The organism is Vibrio sp. 10N.222.55.B11, assembly GCF_041473705.1.
GTDB classification, from domain to species: Bacteria; Pseudomonadota; Gammaproteobacteria; order Enterobacterales; family Vibrionaceae; genus Vibrio; species Vibrio crassostreae_C.
This window is the reverse complement of record NZ_JBFRST010000021.1, coordinates 1-25147: the sequence shown is the minus strand read 5'-3', so window position 1 is coordinate 25147 and position 25147 is coordinate 1. Positions and strand designations below refer to the sequence as shown.

Annotated in this window: 21 protein-coding genes; 17 read left to right on the top strand and 4 right to left on the bottom strand. The window is 45.7% G+C overall.

Translation table 11 applies throughout. From position 1 onward, the window contains the following. Nucleotides 1-175: 175 nt before the first annotated feature. Nucleotides 176-1084 (bottom strand): CDF family cation-efflux transporter FieF, encoded by a 909-nt coding sequence (gene fieF / locus AB4503_RS09640; RefSeq protein WP_050649603.1) that lies wholly within the window; start codon nucleotides 1082-1084, stop codon nucleotides 176-178. A 164-nt stretch (nucleotides 1085-1248) separates the two neighbouring features. After that, nucleotides 1249-1758 (bottom strand): CpxP family protein, encoded by a 510-nt coding sequence (locus AB4503_RS09635; protein WP_017063671.1) that lies wholly within the window; start codon nucleotides 1756-1758, stop codon nucleotides 1249-1251. Nucleotides 1759-1936: 178 nt separating this feature from the next. Here AB4503_RS09635 and AB4503_RS09630 point away from each other — a divergent pair, with 178 nt between their 5' ends. The 4 genes from AB4503_RS09630 to trmL all read left to right on the top strand — a co-directional run bounded on the left by AB4503_RS09630 (nucleotide 1937) and on the right by trmL (nucleotide 5256). Beyond that, complete coding sequence (locus AB4503_RS09630; RefSeq protein WP_372114457.1) at nucleotides 1937-2626, top strand: response regulator; 690 nt, start codon at nucleotides 1937-1939, stop codon at nucleotides 2624-2626. Next, nucleotides 2626-4005 carry an envelope stress sensor histidine kinase CpxA gene (cpxA, locus tag AB4503_RS09625; RefSeq protein WP_372114456.1) on the top strand — a complete coding sequence of 460 codons (1380 nt, stop codon included), beginning with the start codon at nucleotides 2626-2628 and terminating at the stop codon, nucleotides 4003-4005. Before AB4503_RS09630 ends, cpxA begins: the two co-directional genes overlap by 1 nt. 76 nt (nucleotides 4006-4081) lie before the next feature. Continuing rightward, nucleotides 4082-4699, top strand: a complete 618-nt coding sequence (locus AB4503_RS09620; RefSeq protein WP_017066564.1) for a superoxide dismutase — start codon at nucleotides 4082-4084, stop codon at nucleotides 4697-4699. A gap of 77 nt (nucleotides 4700-4776) precedes the next feature. After that, entirely contained in the window at nucleotides 4777-5256 is a 480-nt protein-coding gene (gene trmL / locus AB4503_RS09615) for a tRNA (uridine(34)/cytosine(34)/5-carboxymethylaminomethyluridine(34)-2'-O)-methyltransferase TrmL (RefSeq protein WP_372114454.1), read from the top strand. A gap of 135 nt (nucleotides 5257-5391) precedes the next feature. Here trmL and AB4503_RS09610 read toward each other — a convergent pair whose 3' ends face one another. Further along, nucleotides 5392-5904 carry an FxsA family protein gene (locus tag AB4503_RS09610; RefSeq protein WP_372114452.1) on the bottom strand — a complete coding sequence of 171 codons (513 nt, stop codon included), beginning with the start codon at nucleotides 5902-5904 and terminating at the stop codon, nucleotides 5392-5394. 284 nt (nucleotides 5905-6188) lie between these two features. Between AB4503_RS09610 and aspA the strand changes: the two genes are divergently transcribed. The 11 genes from aspA to AB4503_RS09555 all read left to right on the top strand — a co-directional run bounded on the left by aspA (nucleotide 6189) and on the right by AB4503_RS09555 (nucleotide 20857). Continuing rightward, nucleotides 6189-7640 carry an aspartate ammonia-lyase gene (aspA, locus tag AB4503_RS09605; RefSeq protein ID WP_017063668.1) on the top strand — a complete coding sequence of 484 codons (1452 nt, stop codon included), beginning with the start codon at nucleotides 6189-6191 and terminating at the stop codon, nucleotides 7638-7640. A gap of 86 nt (nucleotides 7641-7726) precedes the next feature. Then, nucleotides 7727-9040, top strand: a complete 1314-nt coding sequence (locus AB4503_RS09600; protein ID WP_372114450.1) for an anaerobic C4-dicarboxylate transporter family protein — start codon at nucleotides 7727-7729, stop codon at nucleotides 9038-9040. Between the two features lie 618 nt (nucleotides 9041-9658). Further along, entirely contained in the window at nucleotides 9659-11104 is a 1446-nt protein-coding gene (locus AB4503_RS09595; RefSeq protein ID WP_372114449.1) for a YfcC family protein, read from the top strand. Between the two features lie 805 nt (nucleotides 11105-11909). After that, on the top strand, nucleotides 11910-13133 hold the full coding sequence (gene arcA, locus AB4503_RS09590) for an arginine deiminase (RefSeq protein ID WP_017062724.1): 1224 nt from the start codon (nucleotides 11910-11912) through the stop codon (nucleotides 13131-13133). Nucleotides 13134-13206: 73 nt separating this feature from the next. Next, nucleotides 13207-14118: a carbamate kinase gene (arcC, locus tag AB4503_RS09585; RefSeq protein ID WP_017062723.1), complete on the top strand. Its 912-nt coding sequence runs from the start codon at nucleotides 13207-13209 to the stop codon at nucleotides 14116-14118. A 141-nt stretch (nucleotides 14119-14259) separates the two neighbouring features. Further along, nucleotides 14260-15270: an ornithine carbamoyltransferase gene (locus AB4503_RS09580; RefSeq protein WP_004729719.1), complete on the top strand. Its 1011-nt coding sequence runs from the start codon at nucleotides 14260-14262 to the stop codon at nucleotides 15268-15270. Between the two features lie 496 nt (nucleotides 15271-15766). After that, nucleotides 15767-16696 (top strand): aspartate carbamoyltransferase, encoded by a 930-nt coding sequence (pyrB, locus tag AB4503_RS09575; protein ID WP_017062721.1) that lies wholly within the window; start codon nucleotides 15767-15769, stop codon nucleotides 16694-16696. A 15-nt stretch (nucleotides 16697-16711) separates the two neighbouring features. Then, nucleotides 16712-17176 (top strand): aspartate carbamoyltransferase regulatory subunit, encoded by a 465-nt coding sequence (gene pyrI, locus AB4503_RS09570; protein WP_017062720.1) that lies wholly within the window; start codon nucleotides 16712-16714, stop codon nucleotides 17174-17176. Nucleotides 17177-17503: 327 nt separating this feature from the next. Next, on the top strand, nucleotides 17504-17992 hold the full coding sequence (locus AB4503_RS09565; protein WP_017063664.1) for an arginine repressor: 489 nt from the start codon (nucleotides 17504-17506) through the stop codon (nucleotides 17990-17992). A gap of 175 nt (nucleotides 17993-18167) precedes the next feature. Beyond that, nucleotides 18168-20015 (top strand): protein-disulfide reductase DsbD, encoded by a 1848-nt coding sequence (locus AB4503_RS09560; RefSeq protein ID WP_102333892.1) that lies wholly within the window; start codon nucleotides 18168-18170, stop codon nucleotides 20013-20015. Nucleotides 20016-20227: 212 nt separating this feature from the next. Next, nucleotides 20228-20857: a response regulator transcription factor gene (locus AB4503_RS09555; protein ID WP_017062717.1), complete on the top strand. Its 630-nt coding sequence runs from the start codon at nucleotides 20228-20230 to the stop codon at nucleotides 20855-20857. On the opposite strand, the gene AB4503_RS09550 is transcribed toward AB4503_RS09555, so the two are convergent. Beyond that, the gene (locus tag AB4503_RS09550) at nucleotides 20854-22605 is read right to left on the bottom strand and encodes a potassium/proton antiporter (protein ID WP_372114446.1); all 1752 of its coding nucleotides are present in this window, start codon (nucleotides 22603-22605) and stop codon (nucleotides 20854-20856) included. The genes AB4503_RS09555 and AB4503_RS09550 overlap by 4 nt on opposite strands. Nucleotides 22606-23053: 448 nt before the next feature. On the opposite strand from AB4503_RS09550, the gene AB4503_RS09545 reads away from it, so the two are divergent. Both AB4503_RS09545 and AB4503_RS09540 read left to right on the top strand, forming a co-directional pair. Further along, a complete protein-coding gene (locus AB4503_RS09545) occupies nucleotides 23054-23320 on the top strand; it encodes a DUF4212 domain-containing protein (protein WP_010435433.1) in 267 nt (88 codons plus the stop codon). A 10-nt stretch (nucleotides 23321-23330) separates the two neighbouring features. Further along, on the top strand, nucleotides 23331-25034 hold the full coding sequence (locus AB4503_RS09540) for a sodium:solute symporter family protein (protein ID WP_017062715.1): 1704 nt from the start codon (nucleotides 23331-23333) through the stop codon (nucleotides 25032-25034). Nucleotides 25035-25147: the final 113 nt, after the last annotated feature.

The following is a 25147-nucleotide window of genomic DNA, read 5'->3' as shown; positions in this document are numbered from 1 at the left end:
ATTTCTACTTCTGTAAGAGTATTACAGTTTTACTCAATAACTTTGTTGATTCACATCAGAATCAACATTAATTGTTACTAAGGTGGTTTTTGAATCACCTAACAGTTAATAATTTTTACTCACTTTAGTTCAAAAGCCACTCACTTACCATTTGCCCGCTGATTTTTAGCACGCATTACCACGAGTGGAATTTCTGCTGCTTCTCTGGTCCAAATACGACCGAATACGGGTCTTGGTGAATTAATACATCAGCATCAGGGAACACGGAGATAAGCTTAGCCTCTACTTCGTCAGAAATGCGATGCGCTTCAATAAGTGGGATATTATCTTCCAATTCTAGATGCAGTTGGATGAAGCGTATTGGCCCCGAGCGACGCGTTCGTAATTGATGCACACCCAACACGCCTTCCACGCTCAATGATGTCTCTTTAATCTGTTTCAGCTCATCATCTGGCAGCTTATGATCAAGCAGAGACTGAACCGCTTCCATCGCCATTTGATAAGCGCTGTAAAGAATGTAGATACCGATACCGACCGCGAATACTGAGTCCGCCTGACCAATCCCAAACCAGCTCAATGCCAGTGCCAGCATAATCGCGGCGTTCATATAAAGGTCTGATTGATAGTGCAATGAATCGGCTGCAATAGCTTGGCTACCCGTTTTGTTGACCACATGTTTTTGGAAGCGAACCAGACCAAAGGTCATCACTATCGCGAACAGGCTGACGTAGATACCAATTTCTGGAGAGTTCAGTTCATGAGGTCGGAAGAAGCGCTCAATACCATTGAGAATAAGGAAACATGCAGAGCCTGAAATAAACATTGCCTGCGCTAATGCAGCGAGAGATTCAGCCTTACCATGACCAAAGGTGTGCTCTTTGTCGGCAGGCTGCAGAGAGTAACGAACCACGATAAGGTTAACGACAGAGGCCGCGATATCCAGCATTGAATCCACGACGGAAGCCAACAGACTCACGGAACCTGTCACCCACCAAGCTGCGACTTTCACTATCAATAAAATAGTGGCGATGGTGGTGGCTGCCCAAGCGGCGAGCGTAACTAAACGTGCGTATTCTTGTTTCATAACTTGGCTATAAAGTGACTGATAGCACAAAGTATAACCTGCAAACCACCAATTGAATATGACAGCTATGATGTAAAACATTCATTTTTAAGGATCAAAAAAAGCGGCACTCGGCCGCTTCTTTCTAAACACTTTCATTCAACGCTGATTTTTCAAGCAATGAATTACTTGTCTTTGTTCATGCGTTTTCCCATTTTGTCAGCACACTTAGTCATGCGCTCTTGTTGGATTTCTTTCAGTTGAGTCTTTTGCTCAGCCGTTAGTACGCTCATCATTTGGTGTTGCTTCTTAAGCATTGCTACGCGACGCTCAGTTTGCTTCTCAACCATTTGGCTTGCTAGGTCGTTTGCTGCTGCTTCGTCAAAGTTGTCAGCAAGTACCAATGCTTGAACCTTTTCGTGATGCGCTTTCATTTGCGCCATTTTTGCCGTTTTGTTTGCACCGCGCTTTGCTTTCATCTCAGCACGGTCTGCTTCACGCATCTCTTTTAACTGTTCTTTTTGAGCGTCGGTTAGGTCTAGTTGGCGCATTACTTTTTTATCGAAACCGCCACACTTGTCGTGCATACCTTTGTGGTCACCTTTATCACCACCACCGTAAGCATACGCGCTTGCTGTACCAAAAATAAGTGGAAGTGCCGCAGCTGCTAGTACAAGTTTCTTAGTCATTTTCATAATTGTTGCCTCAATTCGGTATAATAAGTCATGTGTTGCGTCTGTTTCTCAGCGCTTGAATATAGATTAGTCTTTCCCTCGTAAAGTGACGTTTAGAAAGCGTAAAGAATCGTAAAGAGTGAAAGTTGACAAATAATTAGCAGTATTATTAACCTAACTAAATGATTAAGGCTTCCCAATGGCGAACATTCTTCTTATTGATGACGACACAGAGTTAACCAGCTTACTTAAAGACATTTTGAGCTTTGAGGGCTTCACTGTCTCCGAAGCCAATGATGGCTATGCCGGGCTTGAAGCGATCAATGATGAGATTGATCTGGTCCTTTTGGATGTGATGATGCCGCGCCTTAATGGCATGGAAACGCTAAAAAAGCTGAGGGAAAATTGGGAAACGCCGGTACTAATGCTGACCGCAAAAGGCGAAGAGATCGACCGTGTGATTGGTCTTGAACTTGGCGCGGATGATTACCTGCCTAAACCTTTCAGTGACCGAGAGTTGTTAGCTCGTATTCGAGCTATCTTGCGTCGTACTCAAACCAACACCGCACCTAAGGCGGCCAGTGATAGAGTTCAATATCAAGACATCGAAGTCTTCCCGGGCAAACAAGAAGCCTACTGCAATGGGGAGCTCATCGACCTCACCACAACCGAGTTCGCCCTACTGAGTCACCTTATCCAAAACCCAGGGCAAGTGATCACCAAAGAAGCATTGAGTTTGGATGTGCTGGGTAAAAGGCTCGCAGCGTTTGACCGCGCGATAGACATGCACATCTCTAATCTACGTAAGAAGATTCCTGAGCGCACTGACGGCAAATCACGTATCAAAACCTTACGAGGCCGTGGCTACTTATTGATAGAGGAAGATTAATGCGTATACCTAAAATCACCAGCTTATATGGACGTATCTTTGCTATCTTTTGGTTCACCATGTTACTGGTGCTTTTGTCGGTGCTGTCACTTCCCCATTTAGACCCTCGAGTCGCGCGAGATGTGCCCGCAGATCACCTCGATAAACTCGAGCGTATCGCTAAAATCACAGAGAAACGCTACGCCAAAGAACCTAATCTGGGCAAGATTGTCTTCCAACTGGAGGCGCCACGCAGCCGCAAGGATTCTAGAGCTCGCATCTACCTGACCGATCTTGAGGGCGCAGTCCTTACCTCGAAAAGGCATTCAGACTATAAGCTAAAGGCGATTCGTAACTTTGTTACCTCGATTGATAACCCTGAGATACCGAAGCAAAAACTCTACGGACACTACATGGTCGCAGGGCCAGTGCCAATTACTCTCGCTGGTGAAGAGTTGCTGATGTATGCCGGAGTGAAGTGGAACCAACCACCGCCATTCTTACTGCGCCTGTTTGATAGACCTCTGCAGCTATTGCTTGCCGTGATGTTGGCGAGTACCCCGCTATTACTTTGGTTAGCTTGGGCACTGAGTCAACCCGCTCGCAGGCTAGAACGCGCGGCACAACGCGTGGCGAAAGGTCAATTCGAGGTCGATCCAACACTCGAAAAAGGTACTTCAGAGTTCAGACAAGCTGGTGAAAGCTTTAACCAGATGGTAGAAGCGGTAAACCAGATGATTTCGGGGCAACAACGCCTGCTCTCTGATATCTCACACGAGCTCCGCTCGCCACTGACACGTCTTCGCATGGCCAATGCACTGGCGATTCGTAAACAAGGCGAGAGCCAAGAGTTAGAACGCATTGATACCGAAGCACAGCGTTTGGAACAGATGATCAGTGAGCTGCTGACGCTATCTCGTATGCAGGTCGACAGCCATATTACTCGTGAGGTTCAGCCTATCTCGAGCCTATGGGAAGAGATCTTAAAAGACGCAGAGTTTGAAGCCGAACAGATGGACAAACAACTGACGTTCTCGGAGATCCCAGAACGCTCTATTTCGGGGAACCCTAAACTGCTGATGAGTGCGCTAGACAACATTACACGCAATGCCATCTACTACGGTAAAGACCAAGTGGATGTACAGTTCCATGTGGTTCAAGATCAGCTAACAATTTGCGTCAATGATAATGGTGATGGTGTTCCAGAGGATGAACTCGATTCTATCTTCAGACCTTTTTACCGTGTCTCAACAGCGCGTGACAGAAACTCTGGCGGCACAGGGCTTGGATTAACCATTACTGAAAGTGCGATTCGCCAACACAGCGGAACCATCACCGCAACCCGCAGCCAGCTCGGTGGATTACAACTCGAAATCACCCTGCCTATCTTACCGGTGTAATACCCCCACAAAGATCGTAGTTGATAATGATTGTCATTACCATTATGGTAAATCCTCTAATTAAGGAGGATTTACCATGTCGCACACTTTCCCTGCTTTACCCTACGCTTACGATGCCCTAGAGCCTTACATTGACGCTAAGACAATGGAAGTGCATTACAGCAAGCACCATAGAACCTACTACGATAAGTTTGTTGCGGCGGTGTCTGGCAGCGAGCTAGAACAGCAATCTCTGACCGAGATCTTCGCCAACATCTCTCAGCACAGCCCGGCTGTTCGTAACAATGGCGGTGGCTACTACAATCACATCTTGTACTGGAACTGCATGTCGCGAGACGGCGGTGGTGAACCTACGGGCGAGCTTGGTGAGGCTATCAAGAGTACCTTCGGTGATTTCGAGACATTCCAAGATCAGTTCGCCCAAGCGGCGATCAATACCTTTGGCTCCGGCTTTGCTTGGCTAGTGGTAGAGCAAGGGCAACTGAAGATCATCTCAACCTCGAACCAAGATAATCCGTGGATGGATACCGTTGTCAGTGATGGCGAACCGATTCTTGCGCTCGATGTTTGGGAACACGCCTACTACATCAGCTACCAAAACCGTCGTCCTGATTACATCAACGCATGGTGGAATGTGGTGAATTGGAAGGCGGTTGCTGAAAACTACGCACAAGCACTCGCGAATAAAGCGTAAGCGAATGGTGGTGAACTGTACTCACTCAGCTTGCCACCGTATACTCGGGCTATCTTTGATTACTCTTGTGAACCAACATGTTTGATATCGCTCTATACGAACCAGAAATTGCACCCAATACGGGTAACATCATCCGCCTATGTGCTAACTGCGGCGCAAACCTGCACCTGATTGAACCGCTTGGCTTTGATTTTGAAGAGAAGAAGGTTCGTCGTGCTGGCTTGGATTACCACGACCTTGCGCGAGTTAAGCGTCACAAGAACCTAGAAGCTTTCCTTGAGTATCTTGAGAATGAACGCGAGGGTAACTTCCGCATCTTTGCCTGCACCACTAAAACGACAGGTCACCACGTTGATGCAAAATTCCAACAAGGTGATGTGTTGATGTTTGGCCCAGAGACTCGCGGCCTGCCTGCTGAGTTCATTGAAAGCATGCCAATGGAACAACGCATTCGTATTCCAATGATGCCAGACGCGCGCAGCCTGAACCTGTCTAACGCAGTGGCAATCATTGCTTTTGAAGCATGGCGACAAATGGGCTTTGAAGGCGCGGTATAACCGAACGCTCAAACTGCCTGTTATCTGTAATCGCTAATGCGCAATAAAAAGGCTCTTACCATTATCACTTTCTTGCGAAGGATAAAGGTAAGAGCCTTTTCTGTTTTCCCTCTATATAAAGAGAGAAAAAATTAATTAGTTTAAGCGGTTACGATCGTTGTCGTCGTCTTTCTTCTCAAACTCACCTTCAAAGGTGTTGCCGTCTTTTGATTGGTCAGATGGATCGCGATTGAATGGGTCTTGTCCAAATGGGCTCTGGCCAAAACCAGCTTGTCCACCGGCATGGAAACCACCAGACATGTTGGTCACCACCATTTTCTTGGCAATCATCGCTCTTGGTGCTGGCAATAATACCAACATACCGAGTGCGTCCGTCATAAAACCCGGAGTCAGCAGCAATACACCGGCAACTGCAAGCATCACGCCTTCAAGAATCTGTTGTGCTGGCATTTCGCCTTGTTGCAAACGACCTTGCACAGACATAAGTGTCTGAATGCCTTGGCTACGAACCAGCGATGCACCCACAAATGCAGTGATCAAAACCAACGCAATAGTTGGCCACAATCCTAAGAAGCCACCAACTTGAATAAATAGCCCAATCTCAATGATGGGTACGAAGATAAATAGTAATAATAAGATAGGAAACACACGCCCTCCTTTGTTACTTGCAGTTTACGCTGAAAGCCCTAACAATCTCAAATTTATCCTGTAAATAAGCGTGTTTATTGACCAAGAATAACTTTGCAAAATATTGACGAAACAAAACCGAAAAAGGTGATCCACTTAATATTTTTATGCGCTAAGTACAGTATCATGTGCCACATAAGTCAGGACGGATTTATCAGCCCAATATTCTAGCGAACGGAGTATTTGCACACAGAATAGGCTAATAACTAACTATATAATCAGAATAATTCTCTAAGGATCCTGTTATGGCTACTCAATCAGAAGCTCAAGTTGAAGCTCCTCAAGCTACTCGTCTCGAAGAAGATCTATTAGGTCAACGTCATGTTCCGGCTGATGCTTACTACGGCATCCACACTCTACGCGCAGTTGAAAACTTCAACATCTCAAATGTAACGATCTCAGATGTACCTGAATTCGTTCGCGGTATGGTGATGACTAAGAAAGCAGCGGCTTTAGCAAACAAAGAGTTAGGTGTAATTCCAAGCGAAGTGGCTAAATACATCATCCAAGCTTGTGACCTAATTCTAGACACGGGTAAGTGCATGGATCAGTTCCCATCGGACGTTTTCCAAGGTGGTGCTGGTACTTCTGTAAACATGAACGCAAACGAAGTTGTTGCGAACGTGGCTCTTGAACTTATGGGCAAAGAAAAAGGCCAATACGAGTTCATCAACCCGAACGACCATGTAAACCGCAGCCAATCTACAAACTGTGCTTACCCAACTGGCTTCCGTATCTCTGTTTACAACAGCGTTCGTAAACTGATTGATGCGATCGAATACCTAAAAGGTGCATTCGAGCTTAAGAGCCAAGAATTCAACACGATTTTGAAGATGGGTCGTACTCAGCTTCAAGACGCAGTTCCAATGACGGTTGGCCAAGAGTTCCACGCTTGGGCTGTAACCATCAATGAAGAAATCAAAAACCTAGAATACACTTCAAAACTACTGCTTGAAGTAAACCTAGGCGCAACGGCTATCGGTACAGGTCTGAACGCAGCACCGGGTTACCAAGGCCTAGCAGTGAAACACCTAGCAGAAGTAACAGGCCTAGAGTGTGTAGCGGCTGAAGATTTAATCGAAGCAACGTCTGACTGTGGCGCATACGTAATGACGCACGGCGCACTTAAGCGTCTAGCCGTTAAGCTATCTAAGATCTGTAACGACTTGCGTCTACTTTCTTCAGGTCCACGTACTGGTTTGAACGAGCTAAACCTACCTGAACTGCAAGCAGGTTCTTCAATCATGCCTGCTAAAGTAAACCCAGTTGTACCTGAAGTAGTAAACCAAGTTTGCTTCAAAGTTCTAGGTAACGACAACACGGTTTCTTTCGCTGCGGAAGGTGGTCAACTTCAACTGAACGTAATGGAACCTGTTATTGCACAAAGCATGTTTGAGTCTCTAGACATTCTGACAAACGCTTGTGTGAACCTGCGCGACAAGTGTGTAGACGGCATTACGGTAAACAAAGAAGTATGTGAAGCGCACGTATTTAACTCTATCGGTATCGTCACTTACCTAAACCCATACATTGGCCACCACGAAGGTGACATTGTTGGTAAGATCTGTGCAGAAACAGGTAAGAGCGTTCGTGATGTGGTTCTAGAGCGCGGTTTATTAACCGAAGAAGAACTTGATGACATTTTCTCTGTTGAAAACTTGATGCACCCTCAATACAAAGCAAAACGCTACGAGTAACGAATGAACAAAGAAAGGCTCTGTTTCCAGAGCCTTTTTTCTTGCTTAATAAAATTATTAATAACTATATATTTTAGGAGTCACTCATGTTTTTACTTGAGCTATTCGTCGTATTGGGATGTATCCTGATCGGTGCTCGTATCGGGGGGATAGGCCTCGGCGTTATGGGCGGTGTTGGCCTTGCAGTACTCAGTTTCATTTTCGGGATTCAACCAACCAGCCCACCAATCAACGTAATGTTAATGATAATGGCGGTTGTGGCAGCCGCAGCCGCAATGCAAGCTTCTGGTGGTTTGGATTACATGATCAAGATTGCCTCTGGGATTTTGCGTAAAAACCCTCGCCACATCACTTTCATTGCTCCTTTAGTAACCTATTTTTTCACAATGATGGCAGGTACTGGCCACGTTGCTTACTCGGTTCTTCCAGTTATTGCCGAAGTGAGCCGTCGTAGTGGTATTCGCCCTGCGCGCCCACTAGGTATGGCCGTTATCGCATCACAATTTGCGATTGTTGCAAGCCCAATTGCGGCAGCGGTTGTCGCTTTGGTTGCCTTCTTGGAACCACAAGGCATCACGCTAGCTGATGTTCTTTCCGTCACTATCCCAAGTACTTTCCTTGGCCTTGCTTGTGCTTGTGTCATTGTCAACAAACTCGGTAAAGAGCTCAAAGACGATCCTGAATACCAACGCCGCATGCAAGATCCTGAATTCCGTAAAGAGATGGAACAAGAGGAAGCGGTTGAAAATATTACCATCACACCACAAGCGAAAAAATCAGTCGGTATGTTCCTATTTGGTGCGCTGACGGTTGTTGTCATGGGGGCATTCCCATCACTTCGCCCTCAGTTTGATGGATCACCTATGGGTATGGCACACACTATTGAAATCGTCATGCTAACGGTTGCTGCTCTTATTATTTTAATCTGTAAACCAGACGGAAATGCAATTAGCCAAGGTTCTGTATTCCACGCCGGTATGCGTGCGATTGTTGCTATTTTCGGTATTGCTTGGTTAGGCGATACCTTCATTGGTGGCCATGCTGCAATGGTCAAAGAAGCGGTATCGGGTCTAGTAGAAGTTGCACCATGGACATTTGCATTCGCACTATTTGCTCTATCAGTAATGGTAAACAGCCAAGGTGCAACCACTGCAGTTCTTGTACCTGTGGCGATTGCTTTAGGGCTTCCGCCAGCAATTATTATTGCAACCTTCGTTGCGGTTAATGGTTACTTCTTTATTCCAAACTACGGTCCTATCATCGCGTCAATTGACTTTGATCGAACGGGTACCACGAATATAGGTAAGTACATCTTCAACCACAGCTTTATGCTCCCAGGCTTACTAAGTATGGTATTTAGCATTGCGTTTGGTCTGCTGCTATCGAATGCCATGATCTAATCGAATAGACTTTCGTTCTGGATAAAGAGAAGTGACACCACTTCTCTTTTTATTCCCCTCAAAAATATCGCTCTTTTCCTCTTCTAATCCCCCACCATACCCGCAACTTAATGTTAACCATTTAATTTACAGATACCCATCCCTTATCCTTATTTGATATAAATCAAATATTACTTAATTAATCCATAAATTTTATAAATTTTCATTTTGCATAAAATTCCACACATTTATTCTCTACATACTCTAGGCAACCTAAAATAAAAGAATCGTAGATAAACCACCAGCATAGATAACCACTTTAATCACACTAATACCCTGATAATTTTCAGTGTAATTATTGAGCAATAAATTAGTACAATAAAAATGTGAACAGTCGCTAGGTTAGAGTTAAAAATGAGATTTAAAATACCCAACAGATAAATAAAAGCTCAAGTCTAATATCTGATTTAATTTAAAAATCAAAAATATAAACGTTTGTTTTAATTAATTATTAAATTAACTGATCAATTCGAATTTTATTACATTTATTGATTTACCTTTTTTAGGATCAGCTATTTATTTTTGACTCGCGAATTCACACTGATCTGCCTGGGGGCATTGACGTGAAAGGAGATGGCTATGACGACCGAAACGATTAAAAAGGCAGAAAAAGGCGGCTTCTTTGCCAACTTTAAGTTCCCTTCTGCCTACACCATTTTATTTATTCTTATTGCGCTCGTGGCTCTGTTCACATGGATTATTCCAGCAGGTCAATACGACCGAGCAATGAATGAAGAATTAGGCCGAGAAGTACCGGTTACCGGCACCTATCAAACGGTAGAAGGTAACCCTCAAGGCGTGATTGATGTACTACTAGCACCGATTGACGGCTTCTACGACCACAATAGCTATGAAGCTGCGGCAATCGACGTTTCGCTGTTCATCCTAATTATTGGTGGCTTCTTAGGGCTAGTCACCAAAACCGGTGCGATTGATGCCGGTATCGAACGCGTTACCGCCCGCTTAGAAGGGCGAGAAGAGTTGATGATACCAATACTGATGGCGCTATTTGCCGCAGGTGGTACCGTCTACGGCATGGCGGAAGAATCACTGCCCTTCTATACATTGCTAGTGCCGGTAATGATGGCAGCTCGCTTTGACCCTCTTGTTGCCGCTGCGACGGTACTGCTTGGCGCGGGCATTGGGGTACTAGGCTCAACCATTAACCCATTCGCGACCGTTATCGCAGCCAACGCCTCTGGTATTCCATTTACCGACGGTATCGCGCTGCGTGTTGGCATGCTGATTGTTGGTTGGGGTATCTGTGTTGCCTACGTCATGCGTTACGCAAGAATGGTTCAAGCCGATCCAACAACATCAATTGTCTACGACAAATACGAAGAGAACAAAGCGCACTTCTTAGGTAATGCGAGCGGCGAAAAACTTGAGTTCACCGCGACTCGCAAACTGATTCTGACCATTTTTGGTGGCTCGTTCGCTGTAATGATTTATGGTGTATCCGTTGCTGGATGGTGGATGGCTGAGATCTCAGCGATGTTCTTAGCAGCAACCATCATCGTTGGTATTGTGGCTCGCATGAGCGAAGAAGAGTTTACCACCAGCTTCATTGATGGTGCCCGCGACCTACTTGGCGTTGCGCTCATCATAGGTATTGCACGTGGTATCGTAGTGGTGATGGACCGCGGTATGATCACCGATACCATTCTCTTCTCAGCAGAACAGATGGTAACGGGGCTTTCTTCGGTTATCTTCATTAACGTGATGTTCTTCTTAGAGATTCTACTGTCGTTCTTAGTGCCATCGACCTCTGGCTTAGCGGTACTGACCATGCCAATCATGGCACCACTGGCCGACTTTGCTGGCGTAGGTCGTGACTTGGTTATCACTGCGTACCAATCTGCATCTGGCTTGGTGAACCTAATCACCCCAACCTCCGCGGTGGTGATGGGTGGTTTGGCGATTGCTCGTGTCCCTTACGTGCGCTGGGTTAAATGGGTGATGCCACTAGTCGGTATATTGATGGTGTTCTGCATTGTTGTACTGAGTATTGGTGCGCTGATCTAACTAACAGCACTTCACTCCTTTCTCATCCAAAGCCGCTTCTCACAGCGGCTTTTTTATTGTTCCCTCTCAATGTAACCCTCTGCCACTGAAACAGATCCTCAAAGCCATACACGCGATATTCAAGGTTCTTCTGTTCGTAGCCAAGCTCAACTAAACTCAAAGCACTCGCAATAGAAGAATCAATCCTACTTTTAAACATCTAATTTTCTTGATGAAATAACACTCTATTTTCAACCATGATGTTTAAACAAATAGTTAGTCACTTATTAGCGTTAATTATATTTAAAGTAATTAATAGCCTAATAAACAGACGAGGATTAATGCCCTTTTCTATCAAAAAACACACTTAAACAGCCGATTTTAAAATGTGATCGCAACAGCTTTATTCGCATTTACTTTGTTAATAAACAATTAATTCCACATCCAAAATTAAATATCTAAATAAAAACACTGCATACTTCCAAGCTAAGTACACTCTTATCAATAAAACTATTCTGCATATAATCCCTCGTAAATTAGATTCTAGTAAGTTTCGTCAAAAAAGCGTGCATAAAGTTCCCTAACTGCTAACTATTTAGAATGTATTATTCATAAATGAAAGTGCATAAAGTTTGTTAAAACCCTTAATTTTAAAGGGCTGCGGGATAAAAAACGATTTGTGATAGATCTCTAAGAATACCTGACTAGCAGGCGTAATATTAATTCCAGACAAGAGATATGAATAAATAATTCATTCTTCTCAACTGAAAATAAATAATTACTCTTAGCGATAAAAGTAATTCAAATATATAAGAGAGAGACGATCATGAGTAAGTTCTATGTAGGTTCTGAAATAGGTCAATTACGCCGCGTTCTAGTTCACCGTCCAAGACGCGCACTGACTCACCTAACACCCTCTAACTGTCACGATTTACTATTTGATGACGTACTGGCTGTTGAACGTGCTGGTAAAGAGCATGACGCATTTACTCAAACGCTGCGTGATCAAGGTGTTGAAGTTCTTCTTCTTACTGACCTACTAGCAGACACGCTAGCAGTGCCAGAAGCGAAAGATTGGCTTTTGAATCATCAAGTTTCTGATTACCGCTTAGGCAAAACCTTTGCTAACGATGTGCGCTGCTACTTGGGCGACTTACCAAACCTAGAACTAGCAAAAATCCTAACGGGTGGTCTGTCTTACGCTGAGATGCCAATGAAATCATCTTCAATGATGCAAGGCATGCACGCACCAACCGACTTCATTATCGAACCGCTACCAAACCACCTATTTACTCGTGACACATCTTGCTGGGTATACGGTGGCGTATCCATCAACCCGATGGCGAAACCTGCTCGTCAACGTGAAACCAACCACGTTCGCGCTATTTACCGCTGGCACCCAACATTTGCTGGCCAAGACTTCATTAAGTACTTCGGCGATGAAGAAAACATCAGCTACGACAACTCAACCATTGAAGGCGGTGACGTTCTTGTAATCGGTCGCGGTACGGTTCTTATCGGTATGTCTGAGCGTACAACAGCACAAGGTGTTGAGCACTTAGCATCGAGCCTATTCAAACACGGTCAAGCGAAACAAGTTATCGCAATGCAGCTACCAAAACACCGCTCTTGCATGCACTTAGACACCGTTATGACGCACATGAACGAAGATACGTTCTCTGTTTACCCTGAAGTGGTGAGTAAAGACGTACAGTGCTGGAACCTAACTGGTGATGAGTCTGGCGCAGTGAAAGTGAAAGAAGAAGGCTACTTCGTAACAGCTATCGAAAAAGCACTTGGCGTAGACAAGCTAAACCTAATCACGACCGGTGGTGACAACTTCCATGCAGAACGTGAGCAGTGGAACGATGCAAACAACGTTCTAACGGTTAAACCTGGCGTTGTGATTGGCTACGAAGGCAACACCTACACCAATGAAAAATACGATAAAGCAGGCATCACAGTTCTTCCTATCCCTGGAGATGAACTTGGCCGCGGTCGCGGTGGCGCACGCTGCATGAGCTGCCCAATTGAGCGTGATGGTATCTAATCACTAAGACGAAAACGGCCAAGTTGAATGATCTTAAATAATCTCAGCTTGGCCAAAATGAGAGAACACAATTATGACTAAGCAAACTGTTGTTGTTGCACTCGGCGGTAATGCCTTACTTCGTCGCGGTGAGCCGTTAGAAGCCGATGTTCAACGCCGTAATATTGAAACAGCGGTTAAAACCATCTCTGAAATCGCGAAAGTGTACAACGTGGTTCTAGTACATGGTAATGGCCCACAAGTTGGTTTACTGGCTCTGCAAGGTTTGGAATACAAAAAAGTAAACCCGTATCCGCTAGATGTATTGGGCAGTGAGACTCAAGGCATGATCGGCTACATGCTGATGCAAGAGTTCAAGAACTATCTACCTAACCGCAACATCTCGTGCATGTTGACGCAAATGACCGTTGATCCAAACGATCCTGCATTCGCCGATCCAACGAAGCCGATTGGCCCGATCTACGAAGAAGCGGAAGCGCGTGAATTGGCGGAGAAATTCCACTGGATCGTCAAACCAGACGGCCAACACTTCCGTCGCGTTGTGCCAAGCCCACGCCCTACTGGCATTGTTGAGCACGAAGCGATCACCCAACTTATCGATGCAGGCCACCTAGTGATTTGTACTGGCGGCGGTGGCATCCCAGTGAAAAAAGAGAACGGCAAATTAGTCGGTGTCGAAGCGGTTATCGACAAAGACATGTCAGCGGCTTTCTTAGCGAAACAACTGGATGCGGATGCACTGCTTATTTTGACCGACGCGGACGCTGTTTACCTTGATTGGGGCAAACCGACTCAACACGCACTGCGCAGCACCACACCAAGTGAACTGGCGAAATTCGAATTTGATGCAGGCTCTATGGGACCAAAAATTGAAGCATCGTGCGAATTCATTCAGCAAGGCGGCAAAGTCGTCGGTATTGGTGCACTCGAAGATGGTTTGCAAATCCTGCAAGGCTTGGCGGGCACCAACATCACCAAAGATTAATCTACTCGCGAGCTTTTCAAACCTTGCGAGAAAACTGAATCACCGTTTGAACTGAAATTAATACACAAAAATTGAATCGCGCTTTCTTGAATTTTCTTTCCCTGTAACAAGAAAGCGCCTAAATCTAAGAAGGAATACATCATGGCTTTTAACCTACGCAATCGTAACTTCCTAAAATTACTAGATTTCACTCCACGCGAAATTCAACACTTGTTAGATCTTTCTATGGAGCTAAAAAAAGCGAAGTACAACGGTTACGAACAGCCAACACTAACTGGCAAAAACATTGCGCTTATCTTTGAGAAAACCTCAACTCGTACTCGCTGTGCATTCGAAGTAGCGGCATTCGACCAAGGCGCTCGCGTGTCTTACTTAGGCCCATCTGGCTCTCAAATTGGCCACAAAGAATCAATGAAAGATACCGCTCGCGTTCTTGGCCGTATGTACGATGGCATTGAATACCGCGGCTTCGGTCAAGAGATTGTTGAAGAGCTCGGCGCTTACGCTGGAGTTCCAGTATGGAATGGTCTGACTGACGAATTCCACCCTACACAAATTCTTGCTGACTTCCTAACCATGACGGAATACGGCCGTGGTAAACAACTGCATGAAATCAGCTTTGCTTACCTAGGTGATGCTCGCAACAACATGGGTAACTCTCTGATGGTTGGCGCTGCGAAAATGGGCATGGACATTCGCCTTGTTGCTCCAAAGCAATTCTGGCCACAAGAAGAGCTATTGGCTCAATGTCGTGAAATCGCAGAACACACGGGCGGCAAAATCACGCTAACCGAAGATGTTCAAGAAGGCGTGCAAGGTTGTGATTTCCTATACACCGATGTTTGGGTATCAATGGGCGAAGCAAAAGAAGCGTGGGCTGAGCGTATTAACCTAATGATGCCTTACCAAGTCAACATGGACATGATCAAGGCAACAGGCAACCCACATGTGAAATTCATGCACTGCCTACCTGCTTTCCACGGCGAAGATACCACAGTAGGCAAACAGCTTGCTGCTGAATATCCGCAGCTTAAAGATGGCGTAGAAGTGACGGATGAAGTGGTCGAGTCTGAATACTCTATCGTGTTCGATGAGGCTGAAAACCGCATGCACACCATCAAAGCAGTCATGGTTGCGACATTAGGCAGTTAATAAGCTAAACAACTAAGAATCTAGGTAGCTAATAATCTAAATAGTTAAGCACTCACTTGTTCGCAAGCATTAACAAGTTAAGTGCAGTAGCAGGGAAATGCGGGTGGCATACTTGGGTTTTAACCCTTGGATAAAGCCCGCATTTTTTTTCATTCGATTGAAGAGATTATAACCAAAAAAAACACAAGTTTTTCAGCTTCAACAAAGGCTTAAATGGAAGTTAAAAACGGACGTTATTTCGCATAAAAATCCATTAAATGAATACTTTACAGAAAGTATTGCATGGCCTTTTTATCTGAGTATAATCCTCCGCAATTTGTCTTAAGAGAGCAAAAAATGAACCGCAATTTTGTCGCACATGATTGTCAACCAATACGCCTTAGAATGGCGTTGGTGTCATTTTTATTTTGCTCTATTGATCGTTTCGAAGCCTCCTATTTTTAGGGGGCTTTTTTTTGTCCGCAATTTGACTGTATGCATAGAAGGAAGACCCGTTATGGCGCATTCGTTATTTAACAAGCACATCATCTCCATACCTGAGCTCACTCGTAATGAACTGGAGCTTATCGTCGACACAGCAGCAAGACTCAAGGCCGAGCCAAACCCAGAGTTGCTGAAAAATAAAGTCGTTGCGAGCTGCTTCTTTGAGCCTTCAACTCGAACTCGCCTTTCATTTGAGACCGCCGTCCAGCGCCTTGGTGGCACGGTCATTGGCTTTGATAATGGCGGTAACACCTCACTGGCGAAGAAAGGCGAAACACTTGCCGATTCAGTGCAGGTTATTTCATCCTACGTCGATGCCTTTGTAATGCGTCACCCACAAGAAGGGGCAGCACGTTTAGCGTCTGAATTTTCTAACGGTGTGCCGGTAGTAAACGGCGGCGACGGTGCTAACCAGCACCCGACGCAAACCTTGCTGGACCTGTTCTCGATTTACGAAACACAAGGCACGCTCGATAACCTCAATGTGGCGTTCGTCGGCGACCTAAAATATGGCCGTACCGTGCACTCATTGACCCAAGCACTATCGAAATTCAATAACGTGCGTTTCTTCTTTATCGCGCCAGAAGTCTTAGAGATGCCAGATTACATCTGTGAAGAATTGGAAGAGATGGGCATCCAATACAGCACTCACAGCAGCATTGAAGAAGTCGTGCCGGAACTGGATGTTCTGTACATGACTCGCGTGCAGAAAGAGCGCTTTGATGCGTCGGAATACGCACACATGAAATCGGCTTACATCCTCACCGCCGATACATTGAAAGACGCTCGTCAAAACATGAAGGTACTTCACCCGCTGCCACGCGTCGACGAAATCACCACCGACGTTGATAAAACGCCACACGCTTACTACTTCGAACAAGCTGAAAACGGTGTATACGCTCGCGAAGCCCTATTGGCCCTAGTTCTTAACGACACTTTATAAGCAGGAGAAACAGTCATGGTTAAACAAACTCAGCTACAAGTAGAAGCGATCCGTAACGGCAGCGTGATTGACCACATCCCTGCTCACCTTGGTATCAAAATCCTTAAACTGTTTAAGCTACACAAGACAGAACAGCGCATCACTATGGGCTTAAACCTGCCATCATCGGCACTTGGCCATAAAGATCTAATCAAGATTGAGAACATCTTCCTGACCAAGGAACAAGCCAACCAATTGGCTCTTTATGCTCCGCAGGCAACGGTCAATCAGATTGAAGAGTATAAAGTGGTTAACAAGCTAACCCTTGTGCTGCCAGAGCAAATCCACAGTGTCTACTCTTGCCCGAATAGCAACTGTATTTCGCACGGTGAACCTGTCGAAAGCAGCTTTAAAGTGCAGCTAAAACAGGAAAACGTGCAGCTAAAATGTCACTACTGTGAAAAAGTATTCTCTCGCGAGATCATGAGTGAAATTCGCTAACCCTTAGCGCCATTATCACGGTCTCCAAAGCACCCTAATACCGATGGATATTTATGCCAAACTTGGAATAAATATCCATTTAACAAAAGAATAAAACTCCAAAATAAAAGCAATTAACTAGAATTTTATTTGGTGATCCCCTTCAAAAAGATAACTATCCTTTAGTGGTAGACTCAATGGATAGACGATCATACATCACGCATACCTTCCCTCTTTATTTCGGGATTCATCGGTAAGCCCTATTTAACAATCGTACTCTACGGCTTTGGGAGTACGCTCGGCGCTATGGACAAGCGATAACCACATGTTGACCTTAAGGAGTTGTTCATGAACCCAATCACTGAGCACGGTTGCTTGTATTCAGCTGAAGATAAAACACTGACTGCAGCGTGCAAACGCTTACTACAACAACAAAGCTTCTCGACCCAAAATCAACTGCGAGAGAAACTCGTCGATATTGGCTATACCGGTATCAGCCAATCGACCGTATCTCGTATTTTGTCACAGCTTGGTGTTGTCAAAATTCAGAATGCTTGCGGTAAAAAGGTTTACTGCATCACGGTTGAAAGTGCACCGGTTCGTGTCGATGCATCCATCTCATCGCAAATCGAATTCATCACTCATAACCAAGCGATGGTCATCGTAAAAACTCATCCAGGTTGTGCTCAATTAGTCGCAAGATTAGTCGATATCGACCCACATACTGAGATTATCGGCACCGTTGGCGGTAATGATACCGTGCTTATTATTCCAAAAGATACGATGAATATTGATGCTTGCGAACAAGTAGTAAAAGCACGCTTGGGTGTAGCTTAAATGTCTCTTTTACAAAGGCAAGTCACTCAAGTTGAATTGCAGCTCCCCACTCGATTACCCAATAAAATCGCTATCCCGCCTTAGGGGATATTTGTTTGCCGATGAAACTAATAGCAAACTATTACGGTCTGATTGAGTTAAGATACCTTCAACTCCATTTTGATGACTAAATAGTATGCGACGACTTGCCACATTACTTTTTGTTTGTGTTTCCCTATTCACCCAGCCTGCGTGGGCGCTATTTGGGAACGACAACGCCGAGCCAAGCTTCGGAGGCAATAACAATGGTTTTGTCCCTGTAGACCAAGCTTTCCCTTTCAATTACTACCAGCAAGACGACAAAGTCCTTCTCGACTGGCAAGTAAAAGAGGGCTACTACCTCTATCAACATAGCCTCTCGTTCACCGGGCAAAATCTCGCTATCGGTAATGTTGAATTAGAAGATGGTAAGCCGCACCAAGATGAATTCTTCGGTGAGGTGAGCATTTATACTCAGCCGTTATTCGTGCAAGTTCCTCTGCAGAGTTACCAAGATGGCTCACAGCTGATCGTTAAGTATCAAGGCTGTGCGGACGCAGGGTTCTGCTACCCACCAGAGACTCGTATCATCGACATTGAACCTTTCACAGCAACAGGTTCTGCTAATTCGCAAGGTAGTGACTCACAAGCTTCATCTTCTGCTGGCAACGAAACCGATGTTTCTACGCAACCAACATCTCCGAAAGCAGACGTTGTAAGTAACACGACTCAACAGCCAAATGCCCCTGTTTCAAAAGAAGCAGGCTTAGCCGATAAGCTCGGTGACAGTTGGTGGACCCCTCTATTATTCTTAGCACTCGGTGTTGGTTTAGCCTTTACGCCGTGTGTGCTGCCTATGTATCCGATTCTAACGGGTATCGTTTTAGGTGGTGGCAAACTCAGCCAAGGTCGCGCGCTGATGCTGTCCTTTATTTACGTGCAAGGCATGGCGTTAACCTACACCTTATTAGGTTTAGTGGTTGCTTCAGCAGGCATGCAATTCCAAGCCGCTATGCAGCACCCTTACGTGCTGATCGCGCTGAGTGTTCTGTTCGTGGCGTTAGCAATGTCGATGTTTGGCGTTTATAACCTGCAACTGCCAAGCAGCATCCAAACTTGGCTCAACAACCAAAGCAACAAGCAGCAAGGTGGCAATACCTTGGGCGTATTCGCAATGGGCGCTATCTCTGGCTTGGTGTGTTCACCTTGTACCACGGCGCCATTGTCAGGCGCACTGCTGTATGTGGCTCAGAGTGGTGACCTATTTACCGGTGCAATTGCTCTGTATGCATTAGCCATGGGTATGGGTATCCCACTGATTTTAGTGGCAGTGTTTGGTAATAAGCTATTGCCTAAAGCGGGCAGCTGGATGAACAAGGTGAAGATCGTATTCGGCTTTATCTTGCTTGCCGCGCCTATCTTCCTGCTAGAGCGAATCATTCCTGAGTTGTGGGCAACCGTGCTTTGGTCTGGCCTTGGCTTCATCGCCTTTGGTTGGCTTTACCACAGTAAGAATGCACTGCCATTTGGTGGCTGGAAGCAAAGCGCTGTGGGCATCATTGCGATGCTTGGCCTGTTCGCATCAGCTCAACCTGCGCTCAATTACTGGTTTGCAGAAAAGAGCGTGACGGTAGAACAACACATCCAATTTGCACGCATCAACACGGTTGAAGAACTAGAAATCCAGCTCATCGAAGCGAAGAAACTCGGTAAGCCTGTGATGCTCGACTTCTACGCCGATTGGTGTGTGGCATGTAAAGAATTCGAGAAGTACACCTTCCATCAAGCTGATGTGGAAAACAAGCTTTCTGACTTCGTACTGCTACAAGCCGATGTAACGAGAAACATGCCTCAAGACATTGAACTGCTTAAACAATTACAGGTACTTGGCTTACCTACGATTGAGTTCTGGGATGGTGAGGGTAACCATGTTCCAAATGCTCGTGTAACCGGTTTTATGCCTGCCGATGTATTCTTAAAACACATGCAAAACCACCAGCTATAACGGCAATATTCACTAAAATATAAGCCGAATCGAAAGCCGCACCGCCCCTCCGTAACGAGATGGCAGTGCGGCTTTTTTGCTATTCAGAGTAACGCTTTCTTATTCCGGGGATAAAAGTCGATATGGTTCAGACTTTTAATGCATAGATATTGTCCACATACTCAATCAGGATGATAATAAATATTAACTAAATTGTTAAAAGTATGAACGTCATGGACTCGACCTATACCATCATCATTGCTGATGACCACCCTCTCTTTCGCAACGCCCTGTTTCAGTCAGTTCATATGGCGATCAGTGGTGCGAACCTGCTTGAGGCCGATTCTCTCGATGCCTTACTGACTCTGCTAAAGAAAGAAGGCGAGCCGGATCTATTACTGCTCGATCTGAAAATGCCGGGCGCCAATGGCATGTCAGGCTTAATTCAACTGCGCGCTGAATACCCAGATCTACCGATTGTGGTGGTTTCTGCCAGTGAAGATGCCAGCGTGGTCACTCAGGTGAAGAGCCACGGTGCGTTTGGCTTTATTCCTAAGTCGAGTGATATGCGTGAGTTGGTGAGTGCACTGAATCAAGTGCTGAATGGCGACCCGTTCTTCCCTGAAGGGCTTATCACCAATAATGCAGCGTGTAGCGACCTTGCAGAAAAGATTTCCACACTGACGCCTCAGCAATACAAGGTATTAGGGATGCTTTCTGACGGCTTGCTTAACAAGCAAATCGCGTATGAATTGAATGTTTCGGAAGCGACCATCAAAGCACATATGACGGCCATCTTCCGTAAACTGGATGTGAAAAATCGTACTCAAGCGGTTATCTTGCTACAAGAAGTCCACAATTAAGCTTCACTGATATCCTCTTCTAAAGTCGTCTTAGGTAAACATAAACCCAACCTGACGACTTTATGATCATCTATCTCTGCAACCACCCAAGTGATGTCATGCCACTCAAAGCTATCACCCAATACAGAGTGTGCGCCAAGCTCTTGAGCAACCAATTGTTTTAGCGTCATTTCTCGCTCTTCTTCCGAGCCAAGTTCAATACCATAACAATCACTCACTGCCGCAACTGATAGCTCAACATCCAAGAAGAAGTCACCAAAGAATCGTGCCGCCTCTTCTGCTAGAGGCGCCTCACTGAACAACGAACTTAAGCTGTCCAAATCTTTGTCTTGACCAAGCACACATAAGATATCGTTCGCCTCTAACACGGTGCTGCCTGATGGGTGAAGCAAGGCATCCTTTCTAAACAGTGCAGTAATTCGCGTTCCTTCCGGCATAGACAAACGCTTTAGTGGTTCGCCCACACACCACTTCTCTTCTTTCAGCTTGTAGACAAACATCTCCCACTCACTAGCAGGGTAAATTTCAATGCCAGTACGAGAAACCGGTGTCGGCGTTGGAGGTAGCGTCACTTGAGCCAATCTCGCGACTTTCATCAAGCTGCCGCCTTGAACAATCAGCGACACCATAACCACGAAGAACGCGATGTTGAAGTAAAGCTGAGCATTAGGCAGGCCAGCCATCATCGGGAACACCGCCAGAATGATCGGTACCGCGCCGCGTAGACCGACCCAAGAAACAAACCAACGTTCCTTGGTGGTAAAGCTTCTGAACGGCAGCAAACCCAACCAAACCGACAGCGGACGAGCAAACAAAATCATACCGAAGGCCAGTGCCAGCGCAGGCAGAGCAATGTCCATCAACGTTGATGGCGTCACCAATAAACCCAATACCAAGAACATCACGATCTGGCTTAGCCACGTCATGCCATCAAGAACATTAAGAATCGAGTGTCGCGAGCGCGTCGGACGATTACCAATGAACAAGCCCACTAGGTAAATCGATAAGATGCCGCTGCCGCCAAGCATGTTAGAGAACGCAAACAGAGCCACGCCCCCACTGAGTACCAGAATGGAATAAAGGCCATCAGCCAATTGTACTCGATTGATTAAGCTCCATAGAACCCAGCCGCCGCCAATACCAACAAGAGTACCGATACCAAACTGCATCGCAAAACTTTGCAGTAGGAAGTTCATTTCCATCTCAGCGTCAGGGTTACCTAACAGCGCAATTAAGGTCACCGTCAGGAAGACCGCCATTGGGTCGTTAGTGCCCGATTCGATCTCTAGGGTTGAGCCAACACGCTCATTGAGACTCTGTCCTTTCAGCAAAGAGAATACCGCTGCCGCATCGGTTGAACCAACAATCGCCCCGACCAAGATGCCCTGCATTAATGACAAGTCAAACAGCCAAGCCGCCATTAATCCGGTTAAGGTTGCTGTACATGCGACACCTATCGTCGCCAGCGAGAGCGAAGGCCAGAAAGCGACCTTGAAGCTCGCCACCTTGGTTCGCATACCGCCATCCAACAGAATCACGGCAAGCGCAAGGTTACTCACCAAGTAGGTCAGTGAGTAATCATCGAAATGAATATTACCGGGTCCATCTTCACCCGCTAACATACCAACGAACAAAAAGATCAAAAGAATAGGAACGCCCAATCGAGAGGACACTTGTGAGAAAAGCACGCTGATGGCGATGAGTACGGCACCAGTCAAGAATAAGTGGTTAATGGTTATTGCGTCCAATTCGTTCCCCCAAAGAATAAAATCCGAGCTTTAAGCCTGTTGATCTTTTGCCACTAGCTTGTTGATCTTCTGCCGTTTAGCAAGGCACGGTCGGTGAAAGTGCCGTTGTTACTATAACAAACTTATGTTTCGCTTCGTGTCATAAGCAGGGCTAAATACCGTTTCTCGGTCATTTAGTTGTTAAATTTTATGACTCGCAGTCTAATTCATCCCTTTTTGTTAGACCTTTGGCTAATTTAACAACATTGTAACATCACATTTTTCTATGGTTATGTCTCCTAGCTCCCATATTTCAGTACATTAGCGCTAATACCATCCCGACTAAAGTTGCACAGATCCCTTGACTTATCCTTGCTACATTCTAAATCGTAACATTACGTTAACACGCTATTTTACAAAACGGTTTCACAAAAACAGTTTCTACGAAAACGGAATAAAGGAGAAGGCAATGGCGTTCGAATCTACGGAACATGCTCAAGCCTACTGGAAGGAAAACTTGGGAATTATGGGAACACTGCTCGCGGTCTGGTTTGCGGTGTCTTACGGCGCTGGCATCTTATTTGTGGATGCCCTCAATACCGTTCAGTTTGGCGGGTTCAAGCTAGGATTTTGGTTCGCTCAGCAAGGTTCGATATACACCTTCGTGGCGCTGATATTTATTTACGTTGTCCGCATGAATGCGCTCGACAAAAAATACAACGTACAGGAAGACTAGAGGCTAGAACATGGATATTCAAACTTGGACGTTTATTCTCGTCGGTATTACTTTCGCGGTATATATCGGCATCGCAATCTGGGCTCGTGCAGGGTCTACTAGTGAGTTCTACGTTGCTGGCGGTGGTGTACACCCAGTAGCAAACGGCATGGCGACCGCCGCTGACTGGATGTCGGCAGCATCATTCATCTCAATGGCAGGTATCATCTCATTCGTTGGTTACGACGGTGCGGTTTACCTAATGGGTTGGACAGGTGGTTATGTACTACTTGCGCTATGTTTAGCACCTTACCTACGTAAGTTCGGTCAGTTTACGGTTCCTGATTTCATCGGTGAGCGTTACTACTCGAAAACGGCACGTATGGTAGCGGTATTCTGTGCAATCTTCGTATCGTTTACGTACGTTGCAGGCCAGATGCGTGGTGTGGGCGTTGTATTCTCTCGTTTCCTAGAAGTTGATATTAACCTAGGCATCATCATTGGTATGGGTATTGTGTTCTTCTACGCAGTACTAGGTGGCATGAAAGGCATCACTTATACGCAGGTAGCTCAATTCTGTGTCCTCATTTTCGCCTTCCTTGTTCCAGCAATCTTTACCTCAATCATGATGACAGGTAACCCACTTCCACAAGTTGGTATGGGCTCTACGCTATCAGGCACAGATGTTTACCTTCTTGATAAACTGGATGGACTGACCGAAGAACTCGGATTTACCGCCTATACCGAAGGTAACAAGAGCATGGTAGATGTATTCTTCATCTGTGCGGCTCTAATGGTCGGTACTGCGGGTCTTCCACACGTAATCATTCGTTTCTTCACGGTACCAAAAGTACGTGATGCTCGTATCTCAGCGGGTTGGGCACTACTGTTCATCTCATTGCTATACACAACAGCACCAGGCGTTGCAGCATTCGCTCGTGTAAACATGATCGAAACAATCAACGGCCCTGACATGCAAGGTGTCGCTGCAGCGGACGCACCAAGCTGGTACAAAAACTGGGAAAGCACTGGCCTAGTAGGTTGGGAAGATAAGAACGGCGATGGCAAAATGTTCTACTCGGGCGATGAGCGCAACGAGATGAAGATTAACCGTGACATCATCGTACTGGCTTCTCCAGAGCTAGCGAAACTACCAAACTGGGTTGTAGCACTGCTTGCAGCCGGTGGCCTAGCAGCCGCACTATCAACAGCCGCGGGTCTACTATTGGTCATCTCAACGTCGATTTCACATGACTTGTTGAAGAAAGGCTTCAGACCAAACATGACCGACAAGCAGGAGCTGTTAGCCGCTCGTCTGGCAGCCATGGTCGCGATTGTCGGTGCCGGTTACTTAGGTATTAACCCACCAGGCTTTGTAGCACAGGTAGTAGCGTTTGCCTTCGGCTTAGCCGCAGCATCCTTCTTCCCAGCGATTATCCTAGGTATCTTCTACAAGAAGATGAACAAGGAAGGCGCAATTGCAGGTATGTTGTCAGGTATTGCCTTCACAGCAAGCTACATCATCTACTTCAAGTTCATTAACCCAGCAGCAAGCACACCTGAAAACTGGTGGTTTGGTATCAGCCCAGAAGGCATCGGTACGCTAGGTATGTGTCTAAACTTCGTAGTATCGATTGCTGTAAACAAAGTAACTGCTGAAGTACCACAAGATGTACAAGATATGGTTGAGAACATCCGTTACCCGAAAGGTGCAGGTGAAGCTCACGACCACTAAGCACGACCATTAAACAAAGATGTTTAGCAAAAAATGAATCAGTACTTACATTGTAGGGATTAGGTACTGACTCCAGAAAGCCGATACTTCGTGTTGAAGTGACCCCGTAAAGT